Raw genomic sequence first — 14,423 nt, forward strand, 5'->3', positions numbered from 1 at the left:
GTGCCTCCCGCCGGCGGATGTGCGGATCGCAGATGCTCGCGAGCCTGGATGAGCGGTCGGATCACGGGCCGCATCATCCGCGAAAGGACGCATCATGTTCACCGAAGCACTCGTTCAAGCCCAGGACGTCATCGCGCACGGGCCCGGCCCGTGGGGCGGCGGGCCCGGCTGGCTGTTCCTGCTGGTGCCGCTCTTCTGGATCGGCTTCTTCATCCTGCTGGCGGTGTTCATCCGGCGCGGGCCGCGCTTCCGCGGGGGCGGCTGGGGCGGCCACTCGGGCCCGTCGGCCGAGTCGACGCTCGCCAGCCGGTTCGCGAACGGCGACATCGACGAGCAGGAGTACCGCGCCCGCCTCGAGGTGCTGCGCGCCGACCAGCCGCGGCGCTAGCGGCATCGCTCGCGGACGACGAGATCCCCTCCGGTGGAGGGGGTCTCTCTGCGGTCCCGGGCGGGTGCGGGGCCGGGGGCCTCATACTCGAGGGATGGGCTCACACGCGTCAGGTGACCCCGCCGGCGCGCGGGGGAGCGATCCGCTCGTCGGCGCCGTGCAGCCACCGGATCTGTCGATCATGACCTTCAACGTGCTCCGCGCCCGTGCCGCGTCCGCCCCGTGGCGTCGTCGCCGCGACCGCATCCGCGCCTTGCTGCAGCGCGAGCGCCCGACGCTGCTCGGCGCGCAGGAGGTGCTGCCGCATCAGGCGGCGCTGCTTCGGTCGGCTCTCGGCGGCGACTACCGCCTTCTCGGGCACGGTCGCGACGCGGGAGGCACCGGCGAGGGATGTCCGCTGCTCTACGACGCGACCCGACTCGCTCTCGTCGAGGGCGAGCAGGGTGCCCTCTCGCGGACCCCGGACGTGCCGGGGTCGCTCTCGTGGGGGTCGCTGTTTCCCCGGGTCTTCGTCCGGGCGGTGTTCCTCGACCGCGTCACGGGGGAGCGATTCACGGTGGTCAACACGCACCTCGACGTGCTGTCCCCTCTGGCGCGCCGGCGGGCCGCGGAGGCGATCGTCGCGCGGGTGGGCGACGGTGCCGTGATCGTGACGGGTGACTTCAACGCGGGGCCGGCATCCCCGCCGCGCCGCATCCTCGAGGGGGCGGGGCTCGACGACAGCTGGGCGATCGCCCGCGCGCGTGTGAGCCCCGAGTGGTCGACGCATGTTCTCGGCGGTCGTCCCCGCGCCGGCGGCAACCGGATCGACGCGATCCACACACGCGGGTTCGATGTGGCGCGCGCTGGCATCGAGGGGCGCCCGACGCTCGGCGGATGGCCGTCGGATCACCTGCCCGTGCAGGCGGTTGTGCGGCAGCGGGCGGTGGCCGCGTGATCGAGCGCTTCCTGCGGCCCCCGGTCACCCCGGGCGAGTGGCTCGCCGACGCCGTCCGCGTCGTGGGGTTCCTGAGCGTGTTCATCGCCGCGATCGGATGGGGCGGCACCGACGCGGGCATCGTCGCGATCGGGCTCCCGGCCCTCGTCCTCCCCCGGTTCCTGGGGGCGCGCGCCGCGTTCGACATCATCTACTGCGTGAGCGTGCTCGTCGCCTCGTGGAGCAACGTCTTCGATCTGTACCGCACGGTGCCCGGCTGGGATCTCGTGGTGCACTTCGTGTGCACCGGTGTCCTCTCGCTCATGCTGTTCGTGCTGGCCTCCCGCATCGGCGTGGTGCCGGGTGGCCTCGACGAGGGCCAGGCCGCCCGCGTGCCGATCGTGATCGTCGGCATGACCGGCCTGGCGATCAGCGCCATCTGGGAGATGATCGAGTGGGCCGGGTACACCTTCGTCACGGAGGAGATCTTCGTCGCCTACGTCGACACGATCGGCGACATGGCGGCGGGTGGCCTCGGCGCGCTGCTGGCGGGAGTCATCGCCTCGCGTGTGCGGATGGTCGAGCCTCCCGTGCGCAGCCCGGACAGTCTCGTCTTCAGGGGCCGGAACGGCTGACCAGCAGGTAGTCGCCGACCCGCTCGCCCTTCGCGTCATCGCCCGGGGGCCGGTTCAAGACGGCGCAACACCGTGAGGGAGCATCCTCCCGGAAACGACGAAACCCCCGGCGAACCGGGGGTTTCTGTGGTGGCTCCGACGGGCGTCGATCCCGTGACCTCACGATTTTCAGTCGTGCGCTCTACCAACTGAGCTACAGAGCCGAAACGGCGGGTACTGCTTGCTGCCGTTCCTATACGAAAGGCCTTCCCGAATGAGAAGGCCCGTCGCTTGGAGCGACCCTGACGGGACTTGAACCCGCGACCTCCGCCGTGACAGGGCGGCACGCTAACCAACTGCGCTACAGGGCCAAACTATGGAATTGTATCAGAACGTGTGACCCCAACGGGATTCGAACCCGTGCTACCGCCGTGAAAGGGCGGCGTCCTAGGCCGCTAAACGATGGGGCCGAAGTGAACCTCGGGGCTCACGTGCCGACTGGAATAGCTTAAGCGCACCGCGCCGGATTCTCCAATTCGGGGCGCGTCCTCCCGCATCCCGGGCGAGTCGCCCCCATGATGGGCTGGCCCCCGCGCGACGTCGAACCCTGCCCCGCACGGTGGGACCGGCTCTGTTCCCCATGTGACGGGTGTTGTTAGTGTGACTGATGTGAATAAGGCGCGGACCACCCCGATGGACGCCCCGGAGGCCTCGGCGGAGGAGTGCGACTGCGCTCCCACCGTGGCCGAGCGCGCGCGCTTCTGGGCCCCCACATCATGGAGCCCCATCACCCGTCGCAGCGCCCTCGCGCTCGCGACCACGGGTGCGATCGCTCTCGGCGTCGGCATCAGCACAGGCGGCGGAGCGGCCTTCGCCGTCACCTACAACCCCGACGACTACCCCACGTGGGACGACGTCGTCGCGGCCAAGGGCAACCAGAGCGCCAAGGAAGGCGAGATCACCCGCCTCGAGGCGATGATCGCGCAGCTGCAGCAGCGCGTCGCCGAGGCGCAGGCCGCGGCCGAGGCGGCCGCCAACGAGTTCTACGAGGCCCAGCAGGCGTTCTTCGAGGCCGACTTCACGGCGCAGGAGCTGCAGAAGCAGGCCGACGACCAGGCCGCCATCGCCGATACCGCCGCCACGAACGCGGCCCGTGTGGCGTCGCAGCTCTCGCGCACCGGCGGCGACAGCACCTCGCTCGAGGTCCTGTTCGCCGGATCCGCGCAGAACGCCGACGACCTGCTCACCAAGCTCGGCCAGATGGACAAGCTCATCGGCGGCAGCGAGACCATCTACGCCGAGGCCGTCGCGGCCCGCGACTCGGCCCAGAGCCTGTCGGATCAGGCAGAGGTCGCCCGCACCGAGCGCGACCGTCTGCAGACGATCGCCGAAGAGAAGATGATCGCCGCGCAGAACGCGCAGCTGGCGGCCGAGCAGGCGCTCGCCGACCAGCAGACCCACATGGTCACCCTCGAGGCCCAGCTCTCGGCCCTGCGCGACACCACGAGCAAGACGGTCGCCGACTACGAGGCCGGCGTCGCGCAGAAGAAGGCGTACGAGGAAGAGCAGCGTCGCCTCGAAGAGCAGCGCCGCGCGGCCGCGGCCGCCGCCGCCGCGAAGGCCGCGCGCGAGCAGGCCGCTCGCGATGCCGCCGCCCGCGCCGCGGCCGAGGCCGCCGCGAACGCCGGCGGCGGGGGCGGTGCGCCCGCACCCGGCGGCGGAGGCGCCACCACGGGTGGCGCAGCCCAGGGCAGCGGCTGGGCTCGCCCCAGCGACGGCTGGCGCACCTCGGGCTACGGCCGCCGCCCGCGCATGTGCGGCCCGAGCTACTGCGGTTCGACCATGCACGCCGGCATCGACCTCGCGGCCGGCTGCGGCTCGCCGATCTACGCGGCCGCCAACGGCACCGTCGTCTACGCCGGCTACAACGGCGGCTACGGCAACTACATCCGCCTCGACCACGGCGGCGGCGTCGGCACCGGCTACGGCCACATCGTCAACGGCGGCATCATCGTCGGCTACGGCCAGTACGTGCGCGCCGGCCAGGTCATCGCCTACGAGGGCAACACCGGAAACTCGTTCGGCTGCCACGTGCACTTCGAGGTCTACGTCGGCGGCGGCACGACGGATCCCGGCCCCTGGATGTCGGCGCGCGGCGTCAACACGTACTGAACCCACGAGAAAGGGCCCGGCGCAAGCCGGGCCCTTTCCGTATGTCTGTGCGTCAGTCGCGCGTGTTCGGCGCCTCGCCGGCACCCTGGGTGCGGGTCTGCTGCTCGTGCTGCTCGAAGCGCTCGTAGGCCTCGGTCACCAGGCGCTCGGCCTCGGCGGCGTCGCCCCAGGCGTCGACCTTGACCCACTTGTTGGGCTCGAGGTCCTTGTAGTGCTCGAAGAAGTGCGCGATCTCCTTCTTCGTGTACTCGGCCAGGTCGTCGATGTCCTGGATGTGCTCCCAGCGCGGGTCCTTCGCGAGCACCGCGATGACCTTGTCGTCGCCGCCGGCCTCGTCCGACATCTTCAGGACGGCCACGGGGCGCACCTTCACACCCACACCCGGATAGACCGAGTGGTCCATGACGACCAGGACGTCCAGCGGGTCGCCGTCCTCGCCGAGCGAGTTCTCGAAGAACCCGTAGTCGGTCGGGTAGCCGAACGTCGTGTACAGCACACGGTCGAGGAAGACCCGGCCCGTGCCGTGGTCGACCTCGTACTTCACGCGGCTGCCGCGCGGGATCTCGATGACTGCGTCGTAGGCGCCCATGCCGGTTGCTCCTTGAAAATCAGGGGATCTGCCGGAGCCAGCCTAGTTGGCTTCGCCGCCGTCGTCGGGGCGGTGGCCCGCCGCGGCGTCCCGCTAGCGTAGACGCGTGCTCGATCCTGCCGTCGCCGCCACCCGTCTCGCCGTCCGCACCGCCCTCTCGGACGTGCCCGAGGGGTCGGTCGTGCTCGTCGCGCTGTCCGGCGGGGCCGACTCGCTGGCGCTCGCTGCCGCGGTCGCGCACGAGGCCAGGGCGCGCGGCATCCGCGTCGCCAGCGTGACCGTCGATCACGGCCTGCAGGAGGGATCGGATCGGATCGCGCGCGCCGCGGGCGACAAGGCGGCGGCCCTCGGGATCGATCCGCTCATCGTCGCGGTCGAGATCGGTTCGGACGTCCGGGCGGCCGGCGGCCTCGAGGCCGCGGCGCGCGAGGCCCGCTACTCGGTGCTGCGCGATGCGGCGGCCGACGCGGGGGCCGCAGCCGTCTTCCTCGGGCACACGCTCGATGACCAGGCCGAGACGGTGCTGCTCGGCCTCGCACGCGGTGCGGGCGGCACGAGCCTCGCCGGTATGGCGCCGGTCCGCGAGGACGAGCGAGGTGTGCGGTGGGTGCGTCCGCTGCTGGGCCTGCGCCGCGAGACCACGGTCGGCGCGTGCGCCGCCCAGGGGCTCGAGCCGTGGGAGGACCCGCACAACTCGGACGCCCGCTTCTCGCGCGTCCGGGTGCGCGAGCGCGTCCTGCCCGTCCTCGAGCGCGAGCTCGGCCCGGGCATCGCCGAGGCGCTGGCCCGCACGGCCGAGCAGCTGCGCGAGGACTCCGAGGCCTTCGCCGACATGATCGACGAGACCATCGAGGACATCGTCGAGCACGCCGAGGCCGGCATCGCCGTGTCGGTCGCCGCGCTCGCCGCGAACCCTCCCGCGCTGCGCCACCGGATCATCCGCCACGTCGTGCAGGCCGAGTTCGGCGCCGCCCTCACGCGCGTCCAGACGCTCGAGGTCGCCCGCCTCGCGACCCACTGGTCCGGCCAGGGCCCGATCGACCTGCCGTCGTGCACGGCAAGCCGCGAGAACGCCCTGATCATCTTCACTTCCCGCACGTAGACTCGGCACATGCGCGCGGCCGACATCCCGAACGACCTCACGACCGTCCTCGTCACCGAGGAGCAGATCGACGTCAAGCTCGCAGAGCTCGCGCGTCAGGTCGAGCAGGACTACGAGGGCAAGCGGCTCCTCCTCGTCGGCGTGCTGAAGGGCGCGGTCATGGTCATGGCCGACTTCGCGCGTCACCTCAAGCGCGACATCGCCATGGACTGGATGGCCGTCTCCAGCTACGGCAGCTCCACGAAGTCGAGCGGCGTCGTGCAGATCCGGAAGGACCTCGACACCGATCTGGGCGGCTGGCACGTGCTGATCGTCGAGGACATCATCGACTCGGGTCTGACGCTGAGCTGGCTGCTCGAGAACTTCGCCTCGCGCGGGGCCGAGTCGGTCGAGGTGCTTGCGCTCCTCCGCAAGCCCGAGGCCGCGAAGGTCGAGATCGATTGCCGCTACCTCGGCTTCGACATCCCCACCGAGTTCGTCGTCGGCTACGGCCTCGACTACGCCGAGCGCTACCGCAACCTCCGCGACGTCGCCGTGCTCGCACCGCACGTCTACGCCTGAGGGGCCGAGTACGGCTCACCCGTACGCCATGGGCGAATCCCGGTGAAGGCATAGGCATCCCCGGGTAACGTGAGCGGAACCATGGACTTCAAGAAGCTGACGCGCAATCCGCTGATCTATGTGCTGCTGATCGGCCTTCTTCTCGTGGTCGGCTTCTCGCTGATCTCGAGTCTCACGGGAACCCGTCAGGTGACGACCCAGCAGGGTCTCGAGCTGCTCGCGGGTGACACCGTCGAGAAGGTGCTCATCACCGACGGCGACCAGCGCGTCGACCTGCATCTGTCGAAGGCCCATGACGGCGCGACGGACGTGCAGTTCTACTACGTCGGCGCGCGTGCCGACGAGGTGGTCGCGGCGGTCGAGAAGGCCGAGCCGAAGGACGGCTTCAACGACGCCGTCCCGCGCGCCTCCTGGTTCGACAGCCTGCTGTCGCTGCTGCTGCCGATGCTGCTGCTCGGAGTCCTGTTCTGGTTCCTGCTGTCGAGCGCCCAGGGTGGCGGCGGCAAGGTCATGCAGTTCGGCAAGTCGCGCGCCAAGCTCTCGAACAAGGAGCACCCGGACGTCACGTTCGCCGACGTCGCGGGTGCCGACGAGGCGCTCGAGGAGCTCGCCGAGATCAAGGACTTCCTGAAGGATCCGGCCAAGTACCAGGCGCTCGGCGCCAAGATCCCCAAGGGCGCCCTGCTGTACGGCCCTCCCGGAACCGGCAAGACCCTGCTCGCCCGCGCCGTCGCCGGCGAGGCCGGGGTGCCGTTCTACTCGATCTCGGGATCGGACTTCGTCGAGATGTTCGTGGGTGTCGGCGCGAGCCGCGTCCGCGACCTGTTCACGCAGGCGAAGGAGAACTCGCCCGCGATCATCTTCATCGACGAGATCGACGCCGTCGGCCGCCACCGCGGCGCAGGCATGGGCGGCGGTCACGACGAGCGCGAGCAGACGCTGAACCAGATGCTCGTCGAGATGGACGGCTTCGACCCCAAGCAGAACGTCATCGTCATCGCGGCGACGAACCGCCCCGACATCCTAGACCCGGCGCTGCTGCGCCCCGGCCGCTTCGACCGTCAGATCGGCGTCGACGCCCCGGATCTCGCCGGTCGCCGCAAGATCCTCGACGTGCACGGCCGCGGCAAGCCGCTGGCCGACAGCGTCGACCTCGACGTCGTGGCCCGCAAGACGCCGGGCTTCACCGGTGCCGATCTCGCCAACGTGCTCAACGAGGCCGCCCTGCTGACGGCCCGCTCGAACGCGCAGCTCATCGACAACCGCGCGCTCGACGAGGCCATCGACCGCGTCATCGCCGGCCCGCAGCGCCGCACCCGCGTGATGAACGACAAGGAGAAGCTCATCACCGCGTACCACGAGGGCGGTCACGCGCTCGCGGCGGCGGCGATGAACCACACCGACCCGGTCACCAAGATCACGATCCTGCCCCGCGGCAAGGCGCTCGGCTACACGATGGTGCTGCCGCTCGAGGACAAGTACTCGGTCACGCGCAACGAGCTGCAGGATCAGCTCGCCTACGCCATGGGCGGTCGCGTCGCCGAGGAGATCGTGTTCCACGACCCCACCACCGGCGCCTCGAACGACATCGAGAAGGCCACGGGCATCGCCCGCAAGATGGTCACCGAGTACGGCATGACCACTGACGTGGGCCCCGTCAAGCTGGCCTCCGCCAGCGGCGAGGTGTTCATGGGCCGCGACATGGGTCACGGCCGCGAGTACTCCGAGCGGGTCGCCGAGCGCATCGACGCCGAGGTGCGCGGGCTCATCGAGCAGGCGCACAACGAGGCGTACGAGGTCATCAACGCCAACCGCGACGTGCTCGACCGTCTCGCCCTCGAGCTGCTCGAGAAGGAGACCCTCGACCACAACCAGCTCGAGGACATCTTCAAGGACGTCCGCAAGCTGCCGCCGCGCCCGCAGTGGCTCTCGAGCGAGGAGCGCCCCGTCTCGACCCTGCCGCCCGTGCAGGTGCCGCGTCGCGCCGACCAGGTCGCGGTCGCCGCCACCGTCGCCTCGGACCAGCCCGCGCCGGCTCCCACGGCTCACCCCGTCACCGGACCGCAGACGCGCCCGGCCACCGCCTGACGACGCCCCGGGACGAACGGATGTCCGTCGACAGGGAGCGCGTCGCCGCGCTGGTGACCGAGCTGCTGATCGCGATCGGCGAGGATCCGGATCGCCCGGGTCTCAAGCAGACGCCGCAGCGGGTGGCCGACGCGTACGCCGAGTTCTTCGCGGGCGTCGGCGAGGATCCGTCCGAGCCGCTCGCGCACACGATCAGCGTGTCGCACGGCCCCGCCCCCGACACGATCCCGTCCGGTGCGGTGGTGCTGCGCGACATCCGGTTCCGCTCGGTGTGCGAGCATCACCTGCTTCCCTTCGCCGGCCGCGCGCACATCGCGTACCTGCCGGGGGAGCAGGTCGTCGGGCTCGGCGCCCTGCCGAAGGTCGTCGACATCCTCGCCGCCCGCCCGCAGGTGCAGGAGCGCCTCGGCGAGCAGATCGCCGACACCGTCGCCTCGTCGCTCGACGCCCGCGGCGTGCTCGTGGTGCTCGACGCCCAGCACCAGTGCGTGACGATGCGGGGCTCGCGCCAGTCCGACTCGTCCACGCTCACGGTGGCCGCCCGCGGCGAGCTGGCCGAGCCGTCCGCCCGCGCCGAGATCATCGCGCTGATCGCGCCGCCGTCCGCCGCGTCGCCCGCGAGCGCGCACGGCCGTGCCGGCGCCGATGACACCGCGGGCGACGCCCGATGACCGAGATCTGGGCCGTCGTCAACGTCACGCCCGACTCGTTCTCCGACGGCGGCCGCTACCTCGATCCGTCCGCTGCGATCGCGCACGGCCGCGCGCTGCGGGCCCAGGGCGCGCACGTCCTCGATGTCGGGGGCGAGTCGACGCGGCCCGGCTCCCAGCCCGTCGGGGCCGACGAGGAGATCCGGCGCATCCTGCCCGTTGTCACCGCCCTCGCCGCCGACGGCGCCGTGGTGAGCATCGACACGTACCGGGCCGCGACGGCGCGCGAGGCCGTCGCCGCCGGCGCCCGCATCGTGAACGACGTCTCGGGCGGGCTGGCCGACCCGGCGCTCCTCGACGTCGTCGCCGAGACGGGGGCGACGGTGGCACTCGGTCACTGGCGCGGGCCGTCCGCCGACATGTACGCCCGCGCGTCCTACGACTCCATCGGCGCCGACGTCGCGGCCGAGCTGCGCGAGCGGGCCGACGCCGCGCTGGCCGCCGGTGTGCACCCAGACCGGATCATCCTGGACCCGGGTGTCGGGTTCGCGAAGGCCGGCGAGCAGAACTGGGCGCTGCTGCGCGAGCTCGCCGCCATCGAGGCGCTCGGGTACCCGATCCTGATCGGCACGTCGCGCAAGAGGTTCCTCGTCTCCGCCCTCGGCGACGAGGCGACGCAGGATCAGAAGGATCTCGCGACCGCGGTCACCAGCGTGCTCGCGGCGCAGCAGGGGGTGCACGCGGTGCGTGTGCACAACGTCGCCGCGACGCGCGATGCGCTCGCGGTGCTCGACGCCTGGAGGGGCTGACATGACATCCGACGAGGCCGTCGAGCTGATCGAGGAGTCGACGGGAGAGATCGAGCTGAAGGGCCTGCGCGTCTTCGGGCGCCACGGGGTCTTCGACTTCGAGCGCGAGAACGGGCAGGAGTTCGTCATCGACGTGAACCTGCAGCTCGCCGAGGGCGTCGCCGAGCGGGCGGCGGCGAGCGACGACGTCGTCGACACCGTGCATTACGGGGAGCTGGCCGAGAAGATGGCCGCGATCGTCGGCGGCGAGCCCGTCAACCTCATCGAGACGCTCGCCCGCCGTCTTGCCGACGCCGTCATGGAGGACCCGAGGATCTCCGTCACGCGGGTCACCGTGCACAAGCCGCAGGCGCCGATCGCGTTGCAGTTCGAGGACGTCTCGGTGTCCTGGACGTCGGCGCGCTACCCGTCCTCCCCCGTGGAGCTGTCGTGATCGCCACCTGCGCCACCCCGTTCCGCGCCGCCGCGGCGGCACCCCGCGCGACCAGCCCCGGGAGGTGGCTCGCATGAGCAAGGACCTCACCCGCCCGCTCGGCGCTCCGCCCGCGCGCGGGCAGCGTCCGGCCGTGACGGCCGTGGTGGCCCTGGGGGCGAACCTGGGGGAGCGGGCCGCGACCCTCGACGACGCCATCGCCGAGCTGCGGCGCCTGCCGCTGGTCGACGAGGTGCGGGCCTCGGATCCGATCGAGTCGATCGCCGTGACCGTCGACGGGCCGGACGAGACGGCCCCGCGCTACCTGAACGGCGTCGCGCTGGTGTCGACGCGTCTGGCTCCGTCGGTGCTGCTCGGCATGCTGCACGCGATCGAGGCCCGGCACGGTCGCGAGCGTCGCGAGCGCTGGGGGGCCCGCACCCTCGACCTCGATCTCATCGCGTACGGCGACGTCGTCTCGGACGACGAGAGCCTGCTGCTGCCGCACCCGCGCGCCCACGAGCGCGACTTCGTCCTCGCCCCGTGGCTGCAGGTCGATCCGGACGCCGTGCTGCCCGGCCGCGGCCGCGTCGCCGACCTGCTCGCCGCGCTGCGGGAGGGGTCGGCGTGAAGCGCACATCGCCCCTCGCCCTCATCGTCGCGGCCGTCCTCGGCGGCGGGGTCGGGTTCCTGGCCGATCATCTCCTCACCCTCGGGGGGCGACCGACGTTCACGCCCGCCATCGGGCTGCCGATCCTGCTCGCCCTGCTGGGCCTGCTCTGCGTCGGGCTCGCGCTGCCGGTCCGCCGATCGGTCCGCACCCCCGGCGCCCCGAAGGTGGACCCCTTCGCCGCGGTGAGGATCGCGATCCTCGCGAAGGCATCGAGCGTGGTGGGCGCGGTCTTCGGCGGTGCCGCCGCCGGCCTGCTGCTCTACGTCTCGACACGGCCCGTGACCCCGGCGCTAGGCTCGATGGCGACGACCATCGCGACCATCGCGGCGGGCGCCGTGCTGGTGGCGGCGGCCCTGGTCGCGGAGCATTTCTGCAGCCTCCCGAAGGACCCCGATGAGCGACAGCCCGACGACCCCCAGCCCGGAGAGCCCGCGCACTGATCCGGCCCCCGGGGTCGACCCGATCCTGGACGCGGGGACGTACACGACCCTGCGCGAGCCCCGCGCCTCGGGCCGCCTCGCCCTCGACGGGGCATGGCACCAGATCTCGCCCAAGTACGTCGTCTCGCAGACGCTGCAGAACGTCGCGGCGATCGTCATCACGGTCGCGGTCTGGCTTGTGATCGGCCTGTTCACGGACCAGTGGTGGCACTCGATCGCGGCCGGGATCATCGTGGGCATCACGCTGTTCGCGCAGATCGTGCTGCCGCGGCAGGCCCGCGCGCTCGGCTACATGCTGCGCGCCGACGACCTCGTGTTCCGCCGCGGGATCCTGTGGCAGCGCATGGTCGCCGTGCCGTACGGCCGCATGCAGCTCATCGACATCACGCACGGGCCGCTCGACCGCGCGTTCGGCATCTCCAAGCTCAAGATGGTGACGGCCGCCGCGACGAGCGGCGTCGAGATCCCCGGACTCGCGCTCGGGGCGTCCGAGGCGCTGCGCGACACCCTCATCGAGGTCGCCGAGACCCGCCGGACCGGGCTGTGAGCACTCCGCAGGCGCCCGCTGCCCCGCTTGCGGGAGGCGGGACGTCATCGCTCGCCGACGGCGTCTGGCACCGCCTGCACCCGCTGACGCCCCTGTTCCAGGGCGGCCTGGTGCTGATCATCGTCGCGGGTGTGGTCATCTCGAACTTCCGCGATCACGCCATCTTCTGGGCGATCTCGATCTTCGCGCCGTCCGAGGCGGGGGAGCTCGTCTCGGCCCCCGAGGACGAATGGGTCGGCTTCCTGGTCGAGAACAACCTCATCGTCGTCGGGCTGCTGGTGGTGCTCGCGATCCTGGTGATCCTCATCGGCATCTTCTGGATGATCTGGCGCTTCCACCAGTTCCGGATCTCGGATGACGAGGTCGAGGTGCGCAAGGGCATCGTGTTCCGGTCTCACCGGCGCGCGCCGCTGGATCGGGTGCAGGGCGTCAACCTGACCCGGCCCTTCCCCATGCGCCTGATCGGCATGGCCAAGCTCGAGGTGCTGGGCGCCGGCACCGGCGCGAACGTCGATCTCGAGTACCTCTCGACGACGAAGGCCGAGGAGGTGCGCGCCGACATCCTGCGCCTCGCCTCCGGCGCCCGCGCGGCGCGTGAGGCGGCGCGGGACGCCGCCGAGGGGATCGTGCGCCCGCCCCACGAACGCCTCGTCGATTCGCTGAGCCACGGCGTCACGGGCCTCATCGAGGGCGTGGATCATCAGGACGTCGCGCCCGAGAGCGTGGTGCACATCCCCGCCGGGCGCCTGATCGGCGCCTACCTGCTCGACGGCATCTGGTGGCTCGTCGGCTTCGGCGTGCTGTGGGTCGGCTCGGTGCTGGTTCCGCTGCTGATCGCGGGCGACGAGCCCGGGTGGGGCGGCATCTCGCTGGCGATCGGCCTGGGCGCCGGTGTGCCGATGGCGTTCGCCGTCGTGGCGATCATGTGGGCGCAGATCTCGAAGTCGCTGCGGTACGCGATCGCGCCGACGCCGGACGGGATCCGCGTGACCTTCGGCCTGCTGACGACCGTCACCGAGACACTGCCGCCCGGCCGCATCTACGCGGTCGAGGTGTCGCAGTCGCTGCTGTGGCGCCCGTTCGGATGGTGGACGATCCGGATCAACCGCATGAGCGGCAAGAGCGCCGAGCAGCAGGCCTCGGGCAGCGCGCAGCAGTTCAACACCGTGCTGCCGGTCGGCACACGGGCCGACGTCGAGCGGGTGCTGGCGCTGCTGCTGCCGGGAGTGCCCGTCGAGCACGGCCCCCTGATGTGGGAGGACGGGCTGCTCGGGCCGACCACGGGCGCCGTCGACCCGTACAAGACCATGGCCCCGCGCGCCTGGTGGCGCCGGCCGTTCTCGTGGAAGCGGCACGGCTTCGCCCTCACCGGCGAGGCGCTGATGTTCCGCCGAGGCATGGTGTGGCGCAAGCTCGCCGTGTACCCGCTCGCCCGACTGCAGGCTGTATCGGTGCAGCAGGGGCCGATCGACCGCCTGCAGCGCGTCGCCGCCGCTCAGGTGCACACCGTGGTGGGGCCGGTGTCCGGTCATGTGGTGGGCCTCGATCGAGACGACGCCATCGAGCTGCTACAGCGTGTCAGCGCCGCGGCCGTCGCGGCCGCCCGCGCCGACCAGACGCACCGCTGGTCGCAGCACCGCGCCGCATCCGCCGCATACGGAGCATCCGGAGCACCGCTCGCCCCTGCCGTTCCGTCCGCGCCGGTGGCGCCGGCTGCGCCGGAGGGGCTCGGATGAGGCGGGACGGGCGGCTCGGCGTCGGCATCATCGGCGCCGGGCGGGTGGGCCCGATCGTCGGCGCCGCGCTCGCCGGAGCGGGGCACGCGCTCACCGGCATCACCAGCGGGTCCGATGACGAGCGTGTGAGCGCGATCCTGCCCGGGGTGCCCGTGCTCGACGCCCTGGAGGTGGCCCGTCGCAGCGAGCTCGTGATCGTCGCCGTGCCGCACAGCGAGCTGCCCGGGCTCGTCTCGGGCCTCGCCGAGCTCGGCGCATGGCAGATGGGGCAGCTCGTGCTGCACACCGATCCCGCCTACGGCATCGATGTGCTGCGGCCGGCGGCCGAGCAGGGCGCCATCCCGCTCGCGGTGCACCCGGCGATCGCGTTCACCGGCACGAGCATGGATCTGCGCCAGCTCGCCGCCTCGTACGCGGCCGTCACGGCGCCCGGGGCCGTGCTCCCGATCGCGCAGGCCCTGGCCGTCGAGCTCGGTTGCGAGCCGATCGTCGTGGCCGAGGAGGACCGGGCGGCGTACGCCGAGGCGATCGCCACGGCGGCGGAGTTCTCGCGCCAGATCGTGCACCAGGCCACGGGGCTGCTGCGCGGCATCGGCATCGAGAACCCCGGCGGCTACCTGTCGGCGCTGGTGCGCTCGACCGTGGATCACGCGCTGGCCGAGGCGTCGCCGACGGTGATCCTGCCTCCGGAGGACTGAAAAGGCGCTCAGCCGCACGCCCATAGAA

Annotated in this window: 16 protein-coding genes and 3 tRNA genes; 15 read left to right on the forward strand and 4 right to left on the reverse strand. The window is 71.8% G+C overall.

Annotation, left to right across the window (positions count from 1 at the left end):
• Positions 1 to 94: 94 nt before the first annotated feature.
• From ACOKGD_RS02140 to ACOKGD_RS02150, 3 genes are all read left to right on the forward strand, one after another.
• Positions 95 to 388 (forward strand): hypothetical protein, encoded by a 294-nt coding sequence (locus ACOKGD_RS02140; RefSeq protein WP_342337102.1) that lies wholly within the window; start codon positions 95 to 97, stop codon positions 386 to 388.
• A 94-nt stretch (positions 389 to 482) separates the two neighbouring features.
• On the forward strand, positions 483 to 1,325 hold the full coding sequence (locus ACOKGD_RS02145; protein WP_342337101.1) for an endonuclease/exonuclease/phosphatase family protein: 843 nt from the start codon (positions 483 to 485) through the stop codon (positions 1,323 to 1,325).
• Entirely contained in the window at positions 1,322 to 1,939 is a 618-nt protein-coding gene (locus ACOKGD_RS02150) for a hypothetical protein (protein WP_342337099.1), read from the forward strand. Before ACOKGD_RS02145 ends, ACOKGD_RS02150 begins: the two co-directional genes overlap by 4 nt.
• 127 nt (positions 1,940 to 2,066) lie before the next feature.
• On the opposite strand, the gene ACOKGD_RS02155 is transcribed toward ACOKGD_RS02150, so the two are convergent.
• From ACOKGD_RS02155 to ACOKGD_RS02165, 3 genes are all read right to left on the reverse strand, one after another.
• A tRNA-Phe gene (locus ACOKGD_RS02155) sits at positions 2,067 to 2,142 on the reverse strand.
• Between the two features lie 73 nt (positions 2,143 to 2,215).
• Positions 2,216 to 2,289, reverse strand: a tRNA-Asp gene (locus ACOKGD_RS02160).
• A 26-nt stretch (positions 2,290 to 2,315) separates the two neighbouring features.
• Positions 2,316 to 2,388, reverse strand: a tRNA-Glu gene (locus ACOKGD_RS02165).
• A gap of 199 nt (positions 2,389 to 2,587) precedes the next feature.
• Between ACOKGD_RS02165 and ACOKGD_RS02170 the strand changes: the two genes are divergently transcribed.
• Positions 2,588 to 4,090, forward strand: a complete 1,503-nt coding sequence (locus ACOKGD_RS02170; protein ID WP_342337097.1) for a peptidoglycan DD-metalloendopeptidase family protein — start codon at positions 2,588 to 2,590, stop codon at positions 4,088 to 4,090.
• 52 nt (positions 4,091 to 4,142) lie between these two features.
• Here ACOKGD_RS02170 and ACOKGD_RS02175 read toward each other — a convergent pair whose 3' ends face one another.
• Positions 4,143 to 4,679, reverse strand: coding sequence for an inorganic diphosphatase (locus tag ACOKGD_RS02175; RefSeq protein WP_342337096.1), 537 nt, complete (start codon positions 4,677 to 4,679; stop codon positions 4,143 to 4,145).
• Positions 4,680 to 4,785: 106 nt separating this feature from the next.
• Between ACOKGD_RS02175 and tilS the strand changes: the two genes are divergently transcribed.
• The 11 genes from tilS to ACOKGD_RS02230 all read left to right on the forward strand — a co-directional run bounded on the left by tilS (position 4,786) and on the right by ACOKGD_RS02230 (position 14,395).
• A complete protein-coding gene (tilS, locus tag ACOKGD_RS02180) occupies positions 4,786 to 5,781 on the forward strand; it encodes a tRNA lysidine(34) synthetase TilS (protein ID WP_342337094.1) in 996 nt (331 codons plus the stop codon).
• 9 nt (positions 5,782 to 5,790) lie between these two features.
• The gene (hpt, locus tag ACOKGD_RS02185; protein WP_342337092.1) at positions 5,791 to 6,342 is read left to right on the forward strand and encodes a hypoxanthine phosphoribosyltransferase; all 552 of its coding nucleotides are present in this window, start codon (positions 5,791 to 5,793) and stop codon (positions 6,340 to 6,342) included.
• 81 nt (positions 6,343 to 6,423) lie between these two features.
• On the forward strand, positions 6,424 to 8,430 hold the full coding sequence (gene ftsH, locus ACOKGD_RS02190) for an ATP-dependent zinc metalloprotease FtsH (RefSeq protein WP_342337173.1): 2,007 nt from the start codon (positions 6,424 to 6,426) through the stop codon (positions 8,428 to 8,430).
• Positions 8,431 to 8,450: 20 nt separating this feature from the next.
• The gene (gene folE, locus ACOKGD_RS02195) at positions 8,451 to 9,101 is read left to right on the forward strand and encodes a GTP cyclohydrolase I (protein ID WP_342337091.1); all 651 of its coding nucleotides are present in this window, start codon (positions 8,451 to 8,453) and stop codon (positions 9,099 to 9,101) included.
• Positions 9,098 to 9,889, forward strand: coding sequence for a dihydropteroate synthase (gene folP / locus ACOKGD_RS02200; protein WP_342337090.1), 792 nt, complete (start codon positions 9,098 to 9,100; stop codon positions 9,887 to 9,889). Before folE ends, folP begins: the two co-directional genes overlap by 4 nt.
• A 1-nt stretch (position 9,890) precedes the next feature.
• The gene (folB, locus tag ACOKGD_RS02205; protein ID WP_342337087.1) at positions 9,891 to 10,322 is read left to right on the forward strand and encodes a dihydroneopterin aldolase; all 432 of its coding nucleotides are present in this window, start codon (positions 9,891 to 9,893) and stop codon (positions 10,320 to 10,322) included.
• A gap of 73 nt (positions 10,323 to 10,395) precedes the next feature.
• Positions 10,396 to 10,932, forward strand: a complete 537-nt coding sequence (gene folK, locus ACOKGD_RS02210; protein WP_342337086.1) for a 2-amino-4-hydroxy-6-hydroxymethyldihydropteridine diphosphokinase — start codon at positions 10,396 to 10,398, stop codon at positions 10,930 to 10,932.
• A complete protein-coding gene (locus tag ACOKGD_RS02215) occupies positions 10,929 to 11,414 on the forward strand; it encodes a DUF3180 family protein (RefSeq protein ID WP_342337085.1) in 486 nt (161 codons plus the stop codon). Before folK ends, ACOKGD_RS02215 begins: the two co-directional genes overlap by 4 nt.
• Entirely contained in the window at positions 11,368 to 11,961 is a 594-nt protein-coding gene (locus ACOKGD_RS02220) for a PH domain-containing protein (RefSeq protein ID WP_342337083.1), read from the forward strand. Before ACOKGD_RS02215 ends, ACOKGD_RS02220 begins: the two co-directional genes overlap by 47 nt.
• Positions 11,958 to 13,697 (forward strand): PH domain-containing protein, encoded by a 1,740-nt coding sequence (locus ACOKGD_RS02225; RefSeq protein ID WP_342337082.1) that lies wholly within the window; start codon positions 11,958 to 11,960, stop codon positions 13,695 to 13,697. The genes ACOKGD_RS02220 and ACOKGD_RS02225 overlap by 4 nt, the downstream gene beginning before the upstream one ends.
• The gene (locus tag ACOKGD_RS02230) at positions 13,694 to 14,395 is read left to right on the forward strand and encodes a DUF2520 domain-containing protein (protein ID WP_342337081.1); all 702 of its coding nucleotides are present in this window, start codon (positions 13,694 to 13,696) and stop codon (positions 14,393 to 14,395) included. Before ACOKGD_RS02225 ends, ACOKGD_RS02230 begins: the two co-directional genes overlap by 4 nt.
• Positions 14,396 to 14,423 lie beyond the last annotated feature (28 nt).

The sequence above is a fragment of the Microbacterium phosphatis genome (assembly GCF_049177115.1).
Taxonomy (GTDB): domain Bacteria; phylum Actinomycetota; class Actinomycetes; order Actinomycetales; family Microbacteriaceae; genus Microbacterium; species Microbacterium phosphatis.